Annotated in this window: 30 protein-coding genes; 28 read left to right on the plus strand and 2 right to left on the minus strand. The window is 36.2% G+C overall.

The genetic code is table 11. The features are described from left to right. Positions 1-2 precede the first annotated feature (2 nt). The 7 genes from ACYSNW_RS04655 (at position 3) to ACYSNW_RS04685 (ending at position 2,597) form a co-directional block, all read left to right on the plus strand. The gene (locus ACYSNW_RS04655) at positions 3-317 is read left to right on the plus strand and encodes a hypothetical protein (RefSeq protein ID WP_461743293.1); all 315 of its coding nucleotides are present in this window, start codon (positions 3-5) and stop codon (positions 315-317) included. Further along, positions 304-732, plus strand: a complete 429-nt coding sequence (locus ACYSNW_RS04660; RefSeq protein ID WP_461743294.1) for a YopX family protein — start codon at positions 304-306, stop codon at positions 730-732. The genes ACYSNW_RS04655 and ACYSNW_RS04660 overlap by 14 nt, the downstream gene beginning before the upstream one ends. Beyond that, positions 733-1,095: a hypothetical protein gene (locus tag ACYSNW_RS04665; RefSeq protein ID WP_461743295.1), complete on the plus strand. Its 363-nt coding sequence runs from the start codon at positions 733-735 to the stop codon at positions 1,093-1,095. After that, complete coding sequence (locus ACYSNW_RS04670; protein ID WP_461743296.1) at positions 1,096-1,284, plus strand: SAM--benzoic acid carboxyl methyltransferase; 189 nt, start codon at positions 1,096-1,098, stop codon at positions 1,282-1,284. Between the two features lie 2 nt (positions 1,285-1,286). After that, positions 1,287-1,487, plus strand: coding sequence for a hypothetical protein (locus ACYSNW_RS04675; protein WP_461743297.1), 201 nt, complete (start codon positions 1,287-1,289; stop codon positions 1,485-1,487). An 11-nt stretch (positions 1,488-1,498) separates the two neighbouring features. After that, complete coding sequence (locus ACYSNW_RS04680; protein ID WP_461743298.1) at positions 1,499-2,182, plus strand: DUF1642 domain-containing protein; 684 nt, start codon at positions 1,499-1,501, stop codon at positions 2,180-2,182. 190 nt (positions 2,183-2,372) lie between these two features. Then, positions 2,373-2,597 carry a hypothetical protein gene (locus ACYSNW_RS04685; protein ID WP_461743299.1) on the plus strand — a complete coding sequence of 75 codons (225 nt, stop codon included), beginning with the start codon at positions 2,373-2,375 and terminating at the stop codon, positions 2,595-2,597. Here ACYSNW_RS04685 and ACYSNW_RS04690 read toward each other — a convergent pair. Then, on the minus strand, positions 2,585-2,824 hold the full coding sequence (locus ACYSNW_RS04690; protein WP_461743300.1) for a hypothetical protein: 240 nt from the start codon (positions 2,822-2,824) through the stop codon (positions 2,585-2,587). The two genes, ACYSNW_RS04685 and ACYSNW_RS04690, sit on opposite strands and share 13 nt — an antisense overlap. 109 nt (positions 2,825-2,933) lie before the next feature. On the opposite strand from ACYSNW_RS04690, the gene ACYSNW_RS04695 reads away from it, so the two are divergent. Further along, on the plus strand, positions 2,934-3,581 hold the full coding sequence (locus tag ACYSNW_RS04695; protein WP_461743301.1) for a DNA cytosine methyltransferase: 648 nt from the start codon (positions 2,934-2,936) through the stop codon (positions 3,579-3,581). Continuing rightward, complete coding sequence (locus ACYSNW_RS04700) at positions 3,578-4,363, plus strand: DNA adenine methylase (RefSeq protein ID WP_461743302.1); 786 nt, start codon at positions 3,578-3,580, stop codon at positions 4,361-4,363. The genes ACYSNW_RS04695 and ACYSNW_RS04700 overlap by 4 nt, the downstream gene beginning before the upstream one ends. 81 nt (positions 4,364-4,444) lie before the next feature. Here the strand turns inward: ACYSNW_RS04700 and ACYSNW_RS04705 are convergent, their stop codons facing one another. Then, positions 4,445-4,942 carry a hypothetical protein gene (locus ACYSNW_RS04705; RefSeq protein ID WP_461743303.1) on the minus strand — a complete coding sequence of 166 codons (498 nt, stop codon included), beginning with the start codon at positions 4,940-4,942 and terminating at the stop codon, positions 4,445-4,447. A 135-nt stretch (positions 4,943-5,077) separates the two neighbouring features. Between ACYSNW_RS04705 and ACYSNW_RS04710 the strand changes: the two genes are divergently transcribed. The 19 genes from ACYSNW_RS04710 (at position 5,078) to ACYSNW_RS04800 (ending at position 17,229) form a co-directional block, all read left to right on the plus strand. Next, positions 5,078-5,497: a transcriptional regulator gene (locus tag ACYSNW_RS04710; protein WP_461743305.1), complete on the plus strand. Its 420-nt coding sequence runs from the start codon at positions 5,078-5,080 to the stop codon at positions 5,495-5,497. Positions 5,498-6,308: 811 nt separating this feature from the next. Next, positions 6,309-6,545 (plus strand): hypothetical protein, encoded by a 237-nt coding sequence (locus ACYSNW_RS04715; RefSeq protein WP_461743306.1) that lies wholly within the window; start codon positions 6,309-6,311, stop codon positions 6,543-6,545. 217 nt (positions 6,546-6,762) lie between these two features. Next, positions 6,763-7,512 carry a terminase small subunit gene (locus tag ACYSNW_RS04720; RefSeq protein ID WP_461743307.1) on the plus strand — a complete coding sequence of 250 codons (750 nt, stop codon included), beginning with the start codon at positions 6,763-6,765 and terminating at the stop codon, positions 7,510-7,512. Then, positions 7,505-8,851: a PBSX family phage terminase large subunit gene (locus tag ACYSNW_RS04725; protein WP_461743308.1), complete on the plus strand. Its 1,347-nt coding sequence runs from the start codon at positions 7,505-7,507 to the stop codon at positions 8,849-8,851. The genes ACYSNW_RS04720 and ACYSNW_RS04725 overlap by 8 nt, the downstream gene beginning before the upstream one ends. A gap of 11 nt (positions 8,852-8,862) precedes the next feature. Beyond that, complete coding sequence (locus ACYSNW_RS04730; RefSeq protein ID WP_461743309.1) at positions 8,863-9,195, plus strand: hypothetical protein; 333 nt, start codon at positions 8,863-8,865, stop codon at positions 9,193-9,195. Continuing rightward, positions 9,180-10,769 (plus strand): phage portal protein, encoded by a 1,590-nt coding sequence (locus ACYSNW_RS04735; RefSeq protein WP_461743310.1) that lies wholly within the window; start codon positions 9,180-9,182, stop codon positions 10,767-10,769. The genes ACYSNW_RS04730 and ACYSNW_RS04735 overlap by 16 nt, the downstream gene beginning before the upstream one ends. Positions 10,770-10,774: 5 nt before the next feature. Continuing rightward, positions 10,775-11,917 (plus strand): phage minor capsid protein, encoded by a 1,143-nt coding sequence (locus ACYSNW_RS04740; protein WP_461743311.1) that lies wholly within the window; start codon positions 10,775-10,777, stop codon positions 11,915-11,917. Beyond that, a complete protein-coding gene (locus ACYSNW_RS04745) occupies positions 11,917-12,207 on the plus strand; it encodes a hypothetical protein (protein WP_461743312.1) in 291 nt (96 codons plus the stop codon). Before ACYSNW_RS04740 ends, ACYSNW_RS04745 begins: the two co-directional genes overlap by 1 nt. Beyond that, complete coding sequence (locus tag ACYSNW_RS04750; RefSeq protein ID WP_461743313.1) at positions 12,207-12,419, plus strand: hypothetical protein; 213 nt, start codon at positions 12,207-12,209, stop codon at positions 12,417-12,419. Before ACYSNW_RS04745 ends, ACYSNW_RS04750 begins: the two co-directional genes overlap by 1 nt. 87 nt (positions 12,420-12,506) lie before the next feature. After that, positions 12,507-13,067: a phage scaffolding protein gene (locus ACYSNW_RS04755; protein ID WP_461743314.1), complete on the plus strand. Its 561-nt coding sequence runs from the start codon at positions 12,507-12,509 to the stop codon at positions 13,065-13,067. A gap of 13 nt (positions 13,068-13,080) precedes the next feature. Next, complete coding sequence (locus ACYSNW_RS04760) at positions 13,081-13,956, plus strand: hypothetical protein (protein WP_461743315.1); 876 nt, start codon at positions 13,081-13,083, stop codon at positions 13,954-13,956. 3 nt (positions 13,957-13,959) lie between these two features. Then, a complete protein-coding gene (locus ACYSNW_RS04765) occupies positions 13,960-14,196 on the plus strand; it encodes a hypothetical protein (protein ID WP_461743316.1) in 237 nt (78 codons plus the stop codon). A gap of 10 nt (positions 14,197-14,206) precedes the next feature. After that, positions 14,207-14,602 (plus strand): hypothetical protein, encoded by a 396-nt coding sequence (locus ACYSNW_RS04770; RefSeq protein WP_461743317.1) that lies wholly within the window; start codon positions 14,207-14,209, stop codon positions 14,600-14,602. Then, the gene (locus ACYSNW_RS04775; RefSeq protein ID WP_461743318.1) at positions 14,602-14,937 is read left to right on the plus strand and encodes a putative minor capsid protein; all 336 of its coding nucleotides are present in this window, start codon (positions 14,602-14,604) and stop codon (positions 14,935-14,937) included. The genes ACYSNW_RS04770 and ACYSNW_RS04775 overlap by 1 nt, the downstream gene beginning before the upstream one ends. Next, a complete protein-coding gene (locus tag ACYSNW_RS04780) occupies positions 14,937-15,278 on the plus strand; it encodes a minor capsid protein (protein ID WP_461743319.1) in 342 nt (113 codons plus the stop codon). Before ACYSNW_RS04775 ends, ACYSNW_RS04780 begins: the two co-directional genes overlap by 1 nt. Further along, positions 15,275-15,679 (plus strand): phage tail terminator protein, encoded by a 405-nt coding sequence (locus ACYSNW_RS04785; protein ID WP_461743320.1) that lies wholly within the window; start codon positions 15,275-15,277, stop codon positions 15,677-15,679. Before ACYSNW_RS04780 ends, ACYSNW_RS04785 begins: the two co-directional genes overlap by 4 nt. Position 15,680: 1 nt before the next feature. After that, positions 15,681-16,109 (plus strand): phage tail tube protein, encoded by a 429-nt coding sequence (locus ACYSNW_RS04790; protein ID WP_461743321.1) that lies wholly within the window; start codon positions 15,681-15,683, stop codon positions 16,107-16,109. A gap of 62 nt (positions 16,110-16,171) precedes the next feature. Then, entirely contained in the window at positions 16,172-16,573 is a 402-nt protein-coding gene (locus ACYSNW_RS04795) for a hypothetical protein (protein WP_461743322.1), read from the plus strand. An 8-nt stretch (positions 16,574-16,581) separates the two neighbouring features. Continuing rightward, a complete protein-coding gene (locus ACYSNW_RS04800) occupies positions 16,582-17,229 on the plus strand; it encodes a Gp15 family bacteriophage protein (protein ID WP_461743324.1) in 648 nt (215 codons plus the stop codon).

A 17,229-nucleotide genomic window follows, 5' to 3' on the forward strand; every position in this document is an offset into this window, starting at 1 on the left:
AAATGGATGAAAAACGAAGAATCGAAAAGAGAGTAATACGCAAACTAATTTGGGATGCTGAACTTGGAGACGAAGAAGCGAAAAAAGCATTGCATAAAGAGCTGTTTAGGAAAGAAAAAAATAACAAGAACAATAACAGAAAGATACCAATTAAAATAACAAATAAATACGATCAAGAATTTATAGTTGGCTCCATAAAAGAAGCTGTTGAGTTTGCGAAAGTATCTCAGTCAACTGTATTTTCTAATCTTAAAAAAGGGTCCCGAGATTATAAGGGAAATTTATATGAGAAGGTGAAACCGAATGAACAAATATAGGGCGTGGGATTCAGAGAAAAAAGAAATGTATGAAGTTTTCGGATGGAACGAAATTGATAAAGAAGTTTATATGTGTTCAGTTCCTGAAAGCAAATTTAGAGACGGATCAATGCATACGTGGCACCAAGTGACCAAACAACTGGATGAAGTAATCCTCATGCAATCCACAGGGCTGAAAGATAAGAATGGTGTGGAGATATTTGAGGGAGATTATATACAGTGTAAGCAGTACGTTGGCGGTAATTTTGTTGAGTATCTTTATGAAGTAGGATACGTGGAGTTTAAAGTTGCTGCGTTTGGGTTGCATCGTAAACAAGGATTTTATAGACCTTTTAAGGACTGGCTAGAAGATTACGAATATGAAATTCAAGGTAACATTTACCAGAACCCTGAACTGCTGAAAGAGGTGGAGTAGATGAAAACTTGTCCTATATGCGAAAAAGTATTCACGTCGTTTCAAGATGTAGTGGAAGTAAACGGTAAAATTTATCACGAAAAATGTATTGAAATAATTCCAGTTAAGTTTTGTGCTTATGTTCCAGGAGATTACGAAGATGGATTTTTAGGAAATTTTGATCCAGATGATAAGAGTTGGGTTTCTAATATTTTATACGATGGAGAATATTTAGAAGAGAAAAAACATTTAGTGACTTATCTAAATTTTGAAGACAAAGTCGACTCACGAGAATTGTTTGCCGTTAGCAAGGAAAATGCGATTGAAGTAGCCCATGAATGGCCATTTGTTAGTGAAGTGATTAGTGCGGAAGAGGTGGAGTAGATGATGGGTGATGACGATTTTCCAGAATGTCCAGAATGCGGAGAAGAGTTAGATTGGGATGATTATTGTGATCAATGTGATAGAACTTGGTCCCAAGAAGAATTAGACGAACATATGGAAAAAGAATGTGAATCTTATATAGCGTTTATGAAAAAGATTAATCCGGAAATGTTTGGAGAGGTGGAGTAGATATGTCAATTAGAAAAGATATAGAAAAACTACAAGAGCAACTAGAAACAACTGACGAAAACGCAATGGAATTATACGGAAGATTGGACAATGTAATTGATAATTTAGAAGCTATTGACGACGACAAGGAGCGTTCCGAAATTTATGAAATGATTGAGAATGCTGTGACCATTTTGAAATCTGTTAAGAACGAGATTTATTAAGGAGGCATAAAATGAACGAGATTGAGAAATTGAAAAAAGACTTGGATTTAATCATTACTAAAGCGAATGAATATGATCGATTGGATCAAAAGTTTAAAAGTATATGCAATAAAGGCGTCCAAGAAGCGCTACAGCATATTGCAATACTCGGTTTAAATAATACAGATATCACCGAGCAACAAGCACTAAACAAACTAGCAGAGCGTTTCCCGATGACTACTGACCAGATTGTATCAACGTTGGAGATGGCGCAAGCAGGCGTTAATCATGAGCCTGTAGAGGTGCCAGAGTTTGTGGCAGATGAAATTAATCATCAACGCTATATGGTGGGATCATGTATGCAATCAGATGGATTATTACTTAAAAATGTTTTTAGAGATTTGCACAGTAGTGGTCGTATTTCTAGGGGGACAAAATTTTGGACAGGTGGAGAATTTTATAATTGGATGCAAGGTAGTGACAACGTTGAGCTGTTTGTCAAAGCTGTTTTAGATGGCTACACAGTGACTAAAGAGCCGTTGTATATTATGCCAGTACCATGTACTCACAACGGTACACTACACTATTGCTTAAAAGATGACGGTGAGATTAGTTTTAGACAGGGTAATGCTTATAAATTTAATAAGGATCAAATAAAAGAGTATTTTCCTGAGATTAAGGATTTGGCTGTACCTGTAGAGGAGGAAGCGGAATGATTAGGCTAATGATGCAAAGGCTTTTTGCTCCAACAAAAGCGTCACGGTACATTGTTAAACGATCTAACGTCATCCAATTTGATGAGATGGGATATCCTCTAAGACTCTGCATCATGAGTGACGGGGATCAAGCTTGGTTGGATACTTATGAGCAAAAAAACGACATTGTTTTAGAATGGGAGGACTGACAATGAGCGATAAAACATTGAAACATGAAATATACAAACACGGCAGCTATTTATACAGTCTGAAAGAATCAGGTTCAAAGTTTGTCAATATTGACGATGAAATTAAGAAATTTGATGAATTGTTTGAACTGTCATCAAAAAAAAGAACAAAGAATTCAAGTGGCAGCACCACCAGGTTATATGCCGAGAAGGGGATGAGTAGGGATGGAGCGTGTCAAGACGGATAAACAAAACTGAAAAACAAAATTATTAAACCTATTAGTAAAAGCACGAAGAAGCCAAATCGATTTTTGGTGTTAATTCCCATACCGTTACCTTCAGCTTTCGATATAAAAAATCTTGGATCAGAAAAGAATACTCCTTTTTCTTGTTTAGATTTTACAATTGAAGGCAAGCTGCATAGCGGATATGCAAGGAAAAGAATAGAAAAAAATATACCAATCCAATTTATCATTTTAAATCACTCCTTTTTTTGATTATATCACTAGGAGTGAAAGAATTGAACAATATTTTAACGAAAGGAGACGGAGGTTAGGCGCCTACCAAAGATATCTTACTCCTTTATGATAAAAATGAAAATACTAGAATTATTTGCAGGTACTCGATCCATCGGTAAGGCTTTTGAGTCAAGAGGGCATCAAGTATTTAGCGTAGAGTGGGACAAAATGCATAAAGATATAGATTGGTACGCAGATATCAGCAAAATTACTGCTCAGGACATACTTGATAAATTTGGTCAACCTGATGTAATTTGGGCAAGTCCTGACTGTACGTCGTATAGCATAGCAGCTATATCGCATCATCGGACAAAAGAGGGTGACGGTAATCTTGCGCCAAAATCAGATTATGCAAAATTTTGTGATGTAGTAAATCAACACGTATTAAAATTAATTAGAGAGCTAAATCCTAGATATTACTTTATCGAAAATCCTCGTGGTGGGATGCGCAAAATGCGATTTATGCAAGGTATACCAAGATATACGGTCACATATTGTCAATACGGAGACAGTCGCATGAAACCAACAGACATATGGACCAACCATCCTAATCCGAGATTTAAACCGATGTGTAAAAACGGGGCGCCTTGTCACGTTGCAGCGCCAAGAGGTAGCAAAACAGGGACTCAAGGATTAAAAGGCAGCATTGAGCGATCGAGGATACCAAAACAACTTTGCGAACATATCGTTGATATTTGCGAGGTAGCGCCATGAAACGAATATTAAACTACCCAGGTAGCAAATGGACAATGGCCCAAACAATTATAAATCAAATGCCAGAACATGAAACATACGTCGAACATTTCTTTGGGTCCGGAGCAGTGTTTTTCAACAAGGATAAATGCAAAGTTGAAACTATAAATGATATGGACAGTCGCATTGTTAATTTTTTTGAGGTTTGCCGAGATAATCCGGAACAGCTGGTAAATAAAATAATAATGACACCTCATAGCCGTGAAGAGTATTACAAGAGCTATGAAATTTCTGATGAACCTGTTGAAGATGCGAGACGTTTGATGGTCAGATGTTGGCAAGCGATTGGAGCCAAGACGAGTGATAAGACTGGTTGGCGATCGATTATAAATTATAACGGACCTGATACTAGCGGTGAATGGGCATCAGTATGGGAGAGAATTGAAGAAGTTGCATACCGACTCAAAGGCGTGCAAATAGAACACCAAGACGCTTCGAAATTGCTTGAAAGGTATAATCGTAAAAATGTATTAACTTATGTAGATCCGCCGTACTTGTTAGAAACAAGATCAAAAAGATTGTACAAACATGAATACACATTACAAGATCACGAAAAACTGTTGAACCAACTATCAGAATTTAAAGGGAACGTGATTCTTAGTGGGTATCAATCTGATTTATACGATACAATTCTGTCTGGTTGGCATAAAATAAATTTTGACGCTACAGCTGAGTCAGGAGCTAAACGCACAGAAGTACTATGGCTCAACTACGAGCCGAACGGACAAATGAGTTTGTTGTGAGAGGGGGATTGTTTATGCGTGAGTATGGCAGAAAGCTAGAGGAGGGAAATAAAAAAAGAGCCTAGTTAAAGGCTCTGGGAGTTAGTATCCCGGTGGAGTTACGGTCACAGTTTTCTCAATAGAATTCTTGATTTTTCCGTCGGAATAATAATCATCTGTTTCGTAGGTATATCTAAAAGTATATCTACGTATATTATAATATTCGCCGTTTACTTGTTCATTAAAATTTACAGTGTTGTCATCAGGAGAGATTACGTCGTTTATCGGTAATTCTACCCAATATGTATTATTATCATAATCACAATAAAAACCCTCAACAGCGACAATTTCTACATTAGTTGGATCAACTGAATTCCCATCCGCATCAGTGACCTTAGTTATAAGTGTCCATGGATTGTATACTCTTCTACGAAGTTGGCTTCTTGAAGCGACCTCTAGAGTAGCTTTATCCTCATTTTTAACGTAGAAAAAATCATTAAAATCTAAAGCTCCAGTCGCAAATGCAACCGTTGTACCAGCAAGTAAAACAACCAAAGTACTCAAAACAACAATAAGACTAACAATTTTCTTTTTCTTCAAAATAATAACCACCTTTTTATTATATTAGGATTATATTATAACAAAAATTATATGATAAAAATAGATTATTTGTTATAAAAAAGATAAATCATAAATCATTATGGAAATTATTTAAATAAAATAGGAGGATAAAGTTTGAAAACATCAACATTCAATTACATCAAAGATATCCTAGCGGATTACTACAAAATAGATGATTATATCAAGAAGCGAGAAGAAGAACTTCGCATACCTCATCGAGAGTCAGATTTAAATGCTGATATTAAAGGGACCAGAGGAAGTTATGATAATCAAGACAATATAATGATTACGATAGCTCAAGACAAAAGACTTGCGAGTCTAGAACGGAATAAGAGAGTCGTGTCTGATGTGTTAGACAATGCTAATAAAGATACAAGAACTATTATCCATGAATTGTATATGTTAAAAAGACCAACATACACTCTAGAAGGGTTAATCCAAAGCGGAAAGATTTTTTGTAGCAAAAGAAATGCACAAAGATTGCGTACGGAATTCTTTGAAGAAATAGCACATGAATTAGATTTAACTATATAGTTTGGCGCAAAAATGGCGCCGATTGAGGTTGTCAATAGCTTAAAATAGTATTATCAGGAATTAAGCGATCATAGCGAAAAAGACACTACACAAATGACGACCAGTTAGTCGCTATGGTTGTTTTATATAGCAGTCACAGATAATCAAAAATAAATGAGAAGGAAGTGAGACGGCTCCTTAAGTTGCTTATTCCTTTTCTGTGATTGCTAATATCGTCACTGTGGCGGAAAGGTAACGCTAATAACTTACATCAGTGGTAATGTACACCTGAGCTTAAGCAATGTACTTAGGCAAGAGACCGTCGAGGGTACTAGATAGTAGGCATGCTATCTTATAGTCCCGTAAAGATCAACTTGTGACTGGTTAGCGCTAGGTAGAACAAGTTGAAAATATCGGAAAATGGTGTTGCAAGGTTCGAATCCTTGCCAGTGACATTGGCATACCTAAGTTGGGACATTTATGTCACCAGAAACTAAGGGAGTCAATTGCAACCGAGGTGGATGGGAAAGAGGGTAGGTAGCGAGTAGCGTAAAATCCTATGTGTAGGTTGCTTAAACACAAGGAGCTTGACTCCAGTTTAAATTTAGCTAAAACGCACCCATGGTAAAGCGTAGGCCGGTAATGCCACATGCGAGCGGTTCGAATCCGTAGTCTAGGTGACCTTGGAGGACGTGCAAATCGTCTTGGGTGATTCATATAAGTCGTTCCCTAGGAGAGCGGCTTTATAAATTCGAACTAAACCACAGGAGCCTCTTAACAATGCCGATACGCTGTGGTCGTTATACATAAAATAAACTAAGGAGTGATTTAATTGGAAAACATCAATATTAAGTGGCAAGAAGGAACTGTAAAAGATGCAGGAGTAAACGGCGCACAAATTGTCGATGTATTACAAGTAGCTAAAGAACGATTAGAGAGTTTGAATTTACATTTCCCTTGCAGAGAAAACGCAATGACTATTACAAAGCTTGATGAAGCTATTATGTGGCAAAACAAACGTACAACAGACCGTGAAGCTCGTGGAGTGGAAGGTACGAACCAAGCGTAAAAAAATCACTAGATCAGTCATTGGCTGGTCTATTTTTATTGGAGGGGATAGTAATGGATATAAATGATTTTTTAGTAATCGGAATTATATTCAGTTCTGTATGGTTGATTACTTTATTAGGTTTGCTGTTTTATATAAAAAAGAAATTTTGATATTTAACAGGTCATCGCTTATGCGGTGGCTTTTTATTGTGTGATTGAAAGGAGGTGGCGCTAGTGTGGAAAAATGGGAGTTAGCCTATCAAGATTACCTAAACAAAATGAAATACAAGGATATAGCCGAGAAGTATGATGTATCAATCAATACAGTTAAGTCGTGGAAGTCACGCAAATGGGGTGCGCCACCTGAAAAAGAGGTTGCACACAAAACTAAAAAGGTTGCACACAAAGAAAAGGCGCAACCTGTAATAGAGAATGACGATTTGACGGAAGCGCAAAAAATGTTTTGTCTATTCTATTTGCAACACTTTAATGCGACTAAGGCTTATCAACAAGCCTATCAAGTTGATTATCAAACGGCTAATGCGATTGGATATAGATTGTTGGTAAATGATGGTATAAAAAAAGAGTTGCACAGACTCAAAGCGGAGCTGCAACAAGATACCTTCGTTGATGTGAAAGACTTGATACAAGAGTATGTTAAACAAGCCTTTGCTGATATTACTGATTTTACGGAGTTTGGCAAAAAGGAAGTTCCTGTAATGGGAATGTTTGGACCATTAACTGACGAAGACGGAAACGAACTCATGAAAGAAATAAACTTTGTTGACTTTAAAGAAAGCTCGGCAGTTGACGGAAGCCTTATCAAAGAAATCAAGTCTGGCAAAGACGGCGTTTCTGTTAAGCTCTATGACAAGCAGAAAGCTATGAGCGAACTGATGAAGTATTACGAGAAATCGAAAGAAGAAGGTCAGCAACCAAGAAGAGTAGTTATAACACGTCCGAAGCGTGGTGATCCTGTTGACTAGATACATCGATGAATCCGAAATAACTGAAGACGACTTAGTGATTAATATAAATGATCTTATTAACCCTTCGTTTGACGATGTATTTGACAGCGAAGTTGAGAATATCGCTTTGAAAGGTGGCCGAGCTTCAACAAAAAGTTCGGTGGTCAGCCTAAAACTTGTTACTGAATTTATAGAGGATGACAACGCTAATGCGGTTATACTTCGTAAAGTTGCCAACACGCTAGAAACTAGTGTTTACGAGCAAATCAAATGGGCCATTTACGAGCTACACTTAGAAAATGAGTTTAAGTTTCGTACCAGTCCTTACCGAATTATCCATAAAGAAACAGATACGGCTTTCTATTTTTACGGTTTAGACGATCCGATGAAATTGAAGTCTCAGAAGATTGCCAAAGGTTACGTTCGTTGGGTGTGGTTCGAGGAATTAGCTGAGTTCAAAAATAAAGAAGAAATTGACACAGTACGTTTTAGTTACACTCGTACCAAAATACCATATGGCAAAAAAGTACAAACTATTTACTCGTGGAACCCTCCAAAAAATCCATATGAATGGGTTAATGAATGGGTAGACGAGAGAATAGGTAGAAAAGACTTCTTAGTCCACCATTCAACCTATTTAGATGATACACAAGGGTTTTTATCTCAACAGTATTTAGACGAGATAGAGAACTATAAGGTTAACGATTACGACTATTATCGTTGGATGTTTCTAGGTGAAGTTATAGGAATGGGCGACAATGTTTATAATATGAACTTATTTAAAGCGATTCAAGAGCCTTTTAGTGATGATCGTATCATTTACCTCTATTACTCAATAGATGGAGGTCACATGGTGTCGGCTACCACTTGTTTGTGCTTTGGATTAACTGCTAAAGGTAGAGTAATTCTTTTGGGTACATACTACTACAGTCCAGCAGGTAAAACAGTAAAAAAAGCGCCTGATGAATTAGCAAAAGATATCAATGATTTTATCAAGCGAACATCTAGGGACGATCGTTGGAGTAGTGCAACAATCAGAAGAAGAACAATTGATAGTGCTGAGGGTGGTATTCGTAACCAATATTTTAAAGATTACAGACAACGTTTAGCAGCAGTTACGAAGGAAAAGAAAACAGTAATGATAGATTATGTACACGACCTTTTAGCACAGGGTCGTTTTTATTATCTCGATATACCAGAAAACAAAATATTCATTGAAGAACATAGAATGTACCGATGGAATGAAAAAACATTAAAAAAAGATAATCCGGAAGTAATAAAAGATGACGATCATACATGTGATGCTTTCCAATATTTTGCAGTTGATAACGCTAGAGACCTTAAGTTAAAAGTGTAGGAGGGAAAACAATGTCTGTAAATATACGTGATTCAATAGATGAAAAGATAGAGCAAATGTCATTAGGTGAATTGAAAAGAATTGTTCGAGAATGTTATTTCAATACCAGAGTACGCAATTTTCGTACTGCCTACAGAAAGTCTTTAGAAAAAACAATAGAGGACGTATCAATTGAAACAGGAGTATCGGTTGATACTATTGCTAGATTTGAAATGCTTGATTATGAATCGATATCTAGAAAAGATTTTTTCATTTTGAAGAAATACTATGATGATTTGCCTGAAGAGGATGATGTTTCGTATCAAGTAATAGGCAAAGAGGTGGTTGAATGTTCGAACGATTAAAAAATCTATTTAGGAAAGGAGGACAAACGTTAGGAATGGTTGAAACTTTAAGCAATATTACAGATCACCCTAGAATAAATGTAGATAAAAGCGAATTAAGTAGAATCTACGATAACCTAGCGATGTATAAGGGAGACTACCCAAAAGTGAAATACATCAATTCAAATCAAAAGAAGCAAGAGCGTGATTTCTTTTATCTAAACATGATGGAACAATCAGCTAAAACTATGGCTAGTCTTGTTTTTAATGAGCAGTGCGAGATAACTGTAGCGCCTGAATACAAACAAGCGAAAACAGATGATGAACGAAAGAAAGCTCTTGATAACGACGCAAACCAGCTCATTCAACATGTATTTGAGCATAATGATTTCAAAAAGAACTTCGCTAAATATTTAGAGCCTATGTTCGCTTTAGGTGGGTTAGCTGTTAGACCGTATTACGATACAGGCACAGGAGAGATTGAGTTTTCTTGGGCATTAGCAGATTCATTCTTTCCGTTAAGAAATAACACTAACTCAATAAGTGAGGGAGTTATTACTAGTAAATCTCAAGATACACAAGGAAATAAAACGTATTACTACACGTTACTTGAATTCCATGAGTGGCTTAATGACGGAAAATATCAAATCACGAACGAGCTTTATAAGTCTGACAATCCTAATCAAGTTGGTAGCAGAGTTAATTTAAAAGAAGTGTACAAAGACCTACCGGAGAGCGTGCAATTAGACCTTAAAAGACCTAACTTTTGCTACCTTAAACCTAATGGATTTAATAATATCAATCCTTACAGTTCTTTAGGGTTAAGCTTATGCGATAATGCTAAACCAACTCTAAAACAAGTAAATGAAGCTTACGACCAATACCATTGGGAAATTAAAATGGGGCAACGAAAGATTATTGTCTCGGATCACTTTATTAATACCATACCTGATGAACAAGGAAACGGAATTACTCAGGTATTCGACGATGAAACTAATGTATTTCTAGGTTTATCAGCAGACCAAGATGACATGAAGAACATTGATATTACTCATGACATTCGATCTAGTCAATATATCGAATCAATTAATCATTTTTTGAGAACTTTAGAAACTCAGATAGGTTTTTCAAGTGGCACGTTTAGTTTCGATGGTAGTAAAGGAATGAAGACAGCTACAGAAGTAGTGAGCGAAAACTCAATGACCTACCGAACTAGAAACAGCCACATCGTAGAAATTGAGAAGTTTATCAAAGAGCTAGTCGTATCGGTGTTAGATTTAGCAAGGCTGACGGTCGGAAAAGACGGCAAGCATCTTTACGAAGGCGAATTGCCATCGTTTGAAGATATCAACGTTGATTTTGATGACGGAGTGTTTATCGATAAGAACTCTCAAATTGATTACAACCTGAAAGCTGTTGAAAACGGCGTAATGTCAAAAGTAACGTTTATGATGAAACAATACGGTATGTCAGAAGTCGAAGCACAAGAGGAATTGGCTAGGATCAATCAAGAAACACTAAGAAAAACGTTTAGCGACGACGAAGAAATAAGCCGAGTGCTTAATGAACGTCTTTTATTTGGACAACAGGAGTGATGTAAATGTCACGAGCTAATCCAGACCATTTAAACAGCTTTTCTAGCGAGTTAATAAACCGTTACGAAGCAATTGAGCTAGAACTACTCAAGCAAATTACAAAACGTTTGAAAGCAAAAGGAACTGAAGGCATAAATGAGTGGTATATCGATCGGATGAACCAGTCAAGATTATTAAACAGCAAGTTTTATAAAGAATTGGAGCGCAACTCTGGTGTTTCAAGCGAATTAATCGGCAAAGCTATTGAAGAAACAGCTAAAAGTTCTCAATCGGATATCGACTCTTACCTTAAACAAGTAATGTCGATAGATACAAACATGAATGACTTAGACCAGATAATGCAAGCTTACCAAAAACAAGTATTTGTTAATTTGGATAACTATGTTAATCAAACGTTAGTTAGCACAATGTTTGGTGACGGGCCAATCATGAAAATGTACGAGAATATTTTGAACAATACAATGGCTAGCTTTGGAGCTGGGAACATTACCTTGCAGCAAGCAATTGAAAAAGCAATCATTAGTTGGGCGGACAAAGGAATACCAAGTTCATTTATTGATAAAGGTGGCAACACTTGGAGTCTTGAACGTTACGTTGATACTGTCATGCGTTCTACACTTAATCGACTATATAACGAGGTTAGAACGTCAAGAATGGAAGAATACGGTATTACCACAGTTAAAATGAGCGTGCTTTTAGATGCTGCTCCACGTTGTGCACATTGTCAAGGTAGAGTGTTGGATATGCGACCAATCAATCAAAACGATAGTGAGTATCCGTCAATCTATGAGTTTGGCTATGGACTTGCTGGCGGAACGTTAGGAATTAATTGCCGTCATTCTATTTACCCATTTATTCCAGGCGTAAACATCGACCGTGAACCAAATGTTAAACCAGAAGAAGCAATCAGAAAGTCGAGGATTCGGGAAAAACAACGTGAGATTGAACGACGTATTCGAAAAACTAAAAAGAATATCATTGTATCTAACGAGCTTAAAAGTCCTAACCTTGAAAAGTATCAAGCGTTGCTAAGAAAGCAACAGAGCGACATGAGAGAGCTTTTAAAAGATGCTGATTGGTTAAGAAGGAACTACGGTCGTGAGAAAGTGATAACTCCAAAAGATACGTTGATGAAAGGAAGTTTGTAATGGCTCATACTCTAATCAAAAAGAAACAACAAGTCACTTGTAATAGTTGTGACAAACTGACACCTTATGTAGTTAAGAAACAGAAGCTATTTGGAGAATTTGAACGAATCTATGCTGAGTGTCAGAATTGCGATTATCAAAAGACAGTCTACTATACCAATAAGAAGTTAAGAAAACTATTAACTAAGCAACAAAAGGAAACTGATATCTCTAAAAAGCAATTGTTAACAGAGAAAATCAATAGCGAAATGGAATTGCTGAAAAATAAGTTTGAAAAAGGTGAAAAGTGATGAAGTTATCAATTAGAAAGAAGAATAACGCAACAGGTAACGCAATGACTTCTAATAATTACGATATATTTATTGACGGTGAGGAAGTAAAGGGTAAAGGTATTCTCGGTTTTGAATTGGTGATGACAGCTAATGAATTACCGAAATTAACAATCAACTATCGTGTTTCCGAATTAGAAATAGAAGATTTAGAAGTAAAGTCTAATCACTAGGCTTTTTTATTTTACCTCGACCGGAATGTCGTTAAACTATCAAATCCACGGTGTCGTAACACCGAATAAAAACGAAGGAGAATCATAATGAAAAGAGAAGAATTAAAAGAGTTAGGTTTAACAGATGAACAATTAGGATCAGTCATGGCTTTGCATGGTAAAACTGTCACTGGATTAAATACTCAAATTAATGCTTTAGAGGGGGAACGTGACCAATTCAAGGAACAGTTGACTAGTAATCAAACAGAACTTGACACCTTGAAAGAAGCATCAAAGGGCAATGAAGAGTTATCTAAGCAATTAGAAGAGCTACAAGCGAAGTATGACACGACTAAAAGTGAGTCTGAAACAAAACTAGCTCAACAACAGAAAGACTTTGCAATCAGACTAGCGCTTAAAGATGTAAATCCATTGGACGAAGATATTGTATTGGGTCAATTAAATACTGATACGATTCAAGTTACTGACAATGGACTACAAGGCTTAAAAGAGCAAGTAGAAGCGTTGCAAGAAAGCAAGTCATTCTTGTTTCAGCAACCAGAACAAACAGCAACACCAACGCCACAAATCGTTACTGGTGGAAATCCGAAAGGGTCTAGCGTGTTGTCGGAAGAAGACAAAATAAAAGAGGCTTTAGGTCTCAAATAAAGGAGAAAAAAACATGGCTTATAATTATGCAAAAAAGAATACAGGATTGTATGAACAAAAATTAACACAAGAAACGTTGACATCATTAATTGAAACACCAGAAGTAAACTGGTTGAATGCACAATCATTCGAAACAACAACCATTGAAACATCCGGTTACAAATCACACACTCGTGATAAAGGGTTTAACTCCGGGAAAATGGAAAATAAAAAGCAAGTTTACACTTTAGAATTTGATCGTGACATTGAATTTTACGTTGACATTGCCGATGAGGATGAAACAAACCAAGATTTGGCAGCTGCTAGAGTATCAGGAACTTTTGTTACCGAGAACGCTGGTCCAGAAGTAGATGCTTATCGCTTCTCTAAAATGGCTACAGCTGCAATTGCAGAAGGAAAAACAGCGAATACTAAATTGACCGTAGATAATGTTTACTCTGTATTGAAAGCAGCTATCTTACCATTACGTAAATATGGAGCTGGCAATATCGTTGGCTACCTATCTAGCGAAACAATGGACTTGTTAGAACGTTCAAAAGAATTTACACGTAATATTACAAATCAAAACGTTGGCATGACCGCACTAGAATCACGTATCACGTCTTTAGATGGCGTAATTTTAGTAGAAGTTTGGGATACAGATCGTTTTGCTACTAAATTTAACTTTACAGAAGGCTTTGTTAAAGCTGCGGATGGTCTTGACATTGATTTCTTATTAGTTGTTAAACAAGCAGTTATTGCTAAAGCGAAATTTAACTCTATCTACTTATTCGCTCCAGGCACACACACGGAAGGCGATGGATGGTTATACCAAAACCGTTTATACCATGATTTGTTTGTTTTAAAAAGTCGCAAAGATGCTCTTTATGTTCACACGAAGGAGGCCTAATTAATGATTAAACTATTTAAAGATAACCAAGAATATCAAGCTGCTAAAGACTCTTCATTGTACACCGAGCTGAAAGAAAAAGGTTTTGTGGCAGAAGGTGAAGAACCTGAGTTGACTGAAAATGAAGCTGCAATCTCTGAATTAAATGAGAAAATTGAGAAGCTAGAAAAAGAAAATAAATCTTTGAAAAAAGAAAATAAAAGTCTGAAGGGTGAGCAGGGAGAAAATCCTTCTAAATAGGAGGTAAATCATGCAAGACTATCTTACAGAAGAAGAATATGAAAAATTAGGATTCACCGAAATTGGTGAGTCCTTTAAATTTGCCAATTTACTCATGAGAGCAAGCCTTATTTTAGATAACAAGACACGACATTTTTACAACTTCACTAAGTTTGAGGATGATTTTGAGTGGCGCGTGAATAAGTTTAAAAAGGCTATCGGTATGCAAATTGAATACTTTATCCAAAACGAAGCAACCTCTACGTCACAAATGAATGACAGACCGATGAACGTCACTATCGGTCGAACAACAATTTCTAGAGGTGGCAAAGCTCAAACTGTAGAAGGTAGCGAGGTCACGCTAGAATGTCCCGATTTATCCGTTGTATTGGAAGGCACAGGACTATTGAACAGGAGCGTGAGGTAATGCTTAAAATTGACTCTAAAATGTTGGTAGATAGTTTTATCTATGAAGAATACAGTGGCGATGATGAATGGGGAGAGAACAATTACGAACTACCTGTAAATATTGAAAAAGTAAGAATCGATCGCTCAACTGTTTACAGTAGAGATAAGACTCAGACTCAAATAGTCGCTGATAGTGTGATATTTTGTTATGCCAGTGCTACAACGCCTTTCAAGGAGTTTAAGGAGCAATCAAGAGTGACGTTTGACGGTAAGCAATGCATCATAAAAAAAGCTATTCCGATTAAAGAACCTTTTAGAGATGCTATTTGGTCCTACGAATTAGAGGTGATCTAATGGTGAGAGTTAAAGTCGATTTGAGTGGTGTAAACAAGAAATTGAGCGCTGGTAATATGCAATCAGCAAAATACGGCATGATGAATCAAATGTTAATGGATATGCAGCCTTTTGTACCAAATGACCAAGGAACATTGCAATCCACAGGAACGATTAGTGCTGATAAAAGTTCATTAGTTTGGTCTACTCCATATGCTAAGGCTCAATATTACGGAACTAACGGTAAAGTAGTTTTTAGAAAGTATACAACACCTGGTACTGGTCCTTATTGGGATTTAAGAGCAAAAGGACTTTACATGAATGATTGGCAAAAGGTTTTCTTAAGGGGGCTTAATCTATGAACAAAGAATTAGATTTTATTTATCGATTTATAGACAAGCTCAATACCTTAGCGTTAATGACTAAAGTTATTCCAGGTAGTTTGAAGGACGAAAAAAGTATTGCAGTTACTTTGTTACCAGGTGGAAAAACGATTACTACCTACTACAACGGAATGCAAGAGAAAGCAATTAATATTCAAGTTGCATTGAAAACGAAGAACCAAAAAGAAGCAATTGATAATCTCAATAAAATATCAGAGTTTGTCGAAGAATTATCAAGTTTAGAATCAGAAAATAATAGTTTCCAGTTTGTGAAAATAGTTAATTCCAGTGAGCCGTTCCATCAAAGTAATGATGATAAAGGCAACTGGATTTTTGTTTTTGATACTGGAGCACAAATAATAATAGATAGGAGCAAATAAAATGGCAAATACATTATTAAATTTCTTTTTAGCCGAATCAACGATTTTTAAGTTAGGAGCAACAAAAGATAAATTGTTTGATCTTGGTGGTGGTGTTACTAACATTACACCCACGTTTGAAGAAGAAACAGAGGATGTGAACTATTACGCAACAGGCAAAGAAACATACGTAACAGCATTAAACTATCAAATTGATGTGGAAGGACACAGATTGTATTCTGACGCTAGTCAAAACTTTGTCCGTGATTTATTAGTAAAAAAAGAAGATCGTGACGGATATCTACAAATTACAGAACCCGATGGACGGATTTTGGAAGGCGAAGCAACAATTTTAAATATCGTTCCTTTTGGTGGCGAAGCTGGTCAACGACAACAGTTCAATTTCTCGGTTAAATTTAAAGGCACTCCGACAGATACACCTAAACCCTAGTGATCCCGATACTGAAGATATCGGGGATGAAACAGAAAAAGAAGGCGAGGGCATAGTTGAAGATGAATGAACTTAATATACCGATTAAAAAAAGTTACTTTGTCATTAATTTGACAGATGAAGATACAAATGAGTCTAAAACAGCTCTCAGATTTTATTATGATGATGAGCGGTTGAAGAACTTTAGAAACGAGTTCGAAAGTTTGAATAAAAAGCTGGAAGACATTGCTAAAGAAGCTGAAAAGGAATCAGATCAATTTGATGCTACTGAAGCAATTTTAGAAGAATATTTTGAAAATGTATTCCAAAAAGGTGACTACGAAAAGATTAAAAAAGTACAACCTGTTCAAATTTACAGACGTAACTTAATTATTGAAACGTCTGAAATGATTGGAACAGCGGTGGAAGAACTTAGTATTAAACAAAGTGAAAAAGAAGCGGCTTTCTATCTTGTAGAAAAGTAGGTGTTTAAATGCTTTCTTTATATAGAGATAGTAACGATTCGATAGAAATTGATGGTGTGAGTTATCCTATTGATTGCAATTTCAATGTTGTTTTAGCTAACTTAGAGCTTTCACAGGTAGACAATATCAGCGAAATAGTAAAGATAAAAATAGCTTTAAAGAACTATCTAAACGTAACCGATGAACAATTAGCTGACTGGAGTTTCGAAAAACAAGTAGCGATATACACTGAAATAAGTCTCAAACTTTTTAATTCAGGATCTAACACAAACGAACAGTCAAATACAACAGATGACAAATCAGCATACTCCTTTTCGGAAGATGCTGATTTTATTTTTGCATCGTTTATGAAAGATTACGGAATCAATTTAATTGAGAAGCGTAATAACATGCACTGGAATGAGTTTAAAGCGTTGTTTCTAAGTCTTAGCAAAGATACTAGGATAGTCGAAATTATGCAAATAAGAAGCTGGACGGAATCCAAAGAGGATTCTAAAGAACGTATAGCTGATATGAAGAAATTACAACGTATATACGCTTTAAAGACTACGCAAAAAGAATTAGAGCTTATCGAATTAGAACGTAAAAAAATGGCTTTAATGTCACCAGAAGAACGCAGAGAGTATGCGAAAAAACGCTTTGAGGAAGGGGGATAA

Source organism: Enterococcus sp. LJL99 (assembly GCF_054871725.1).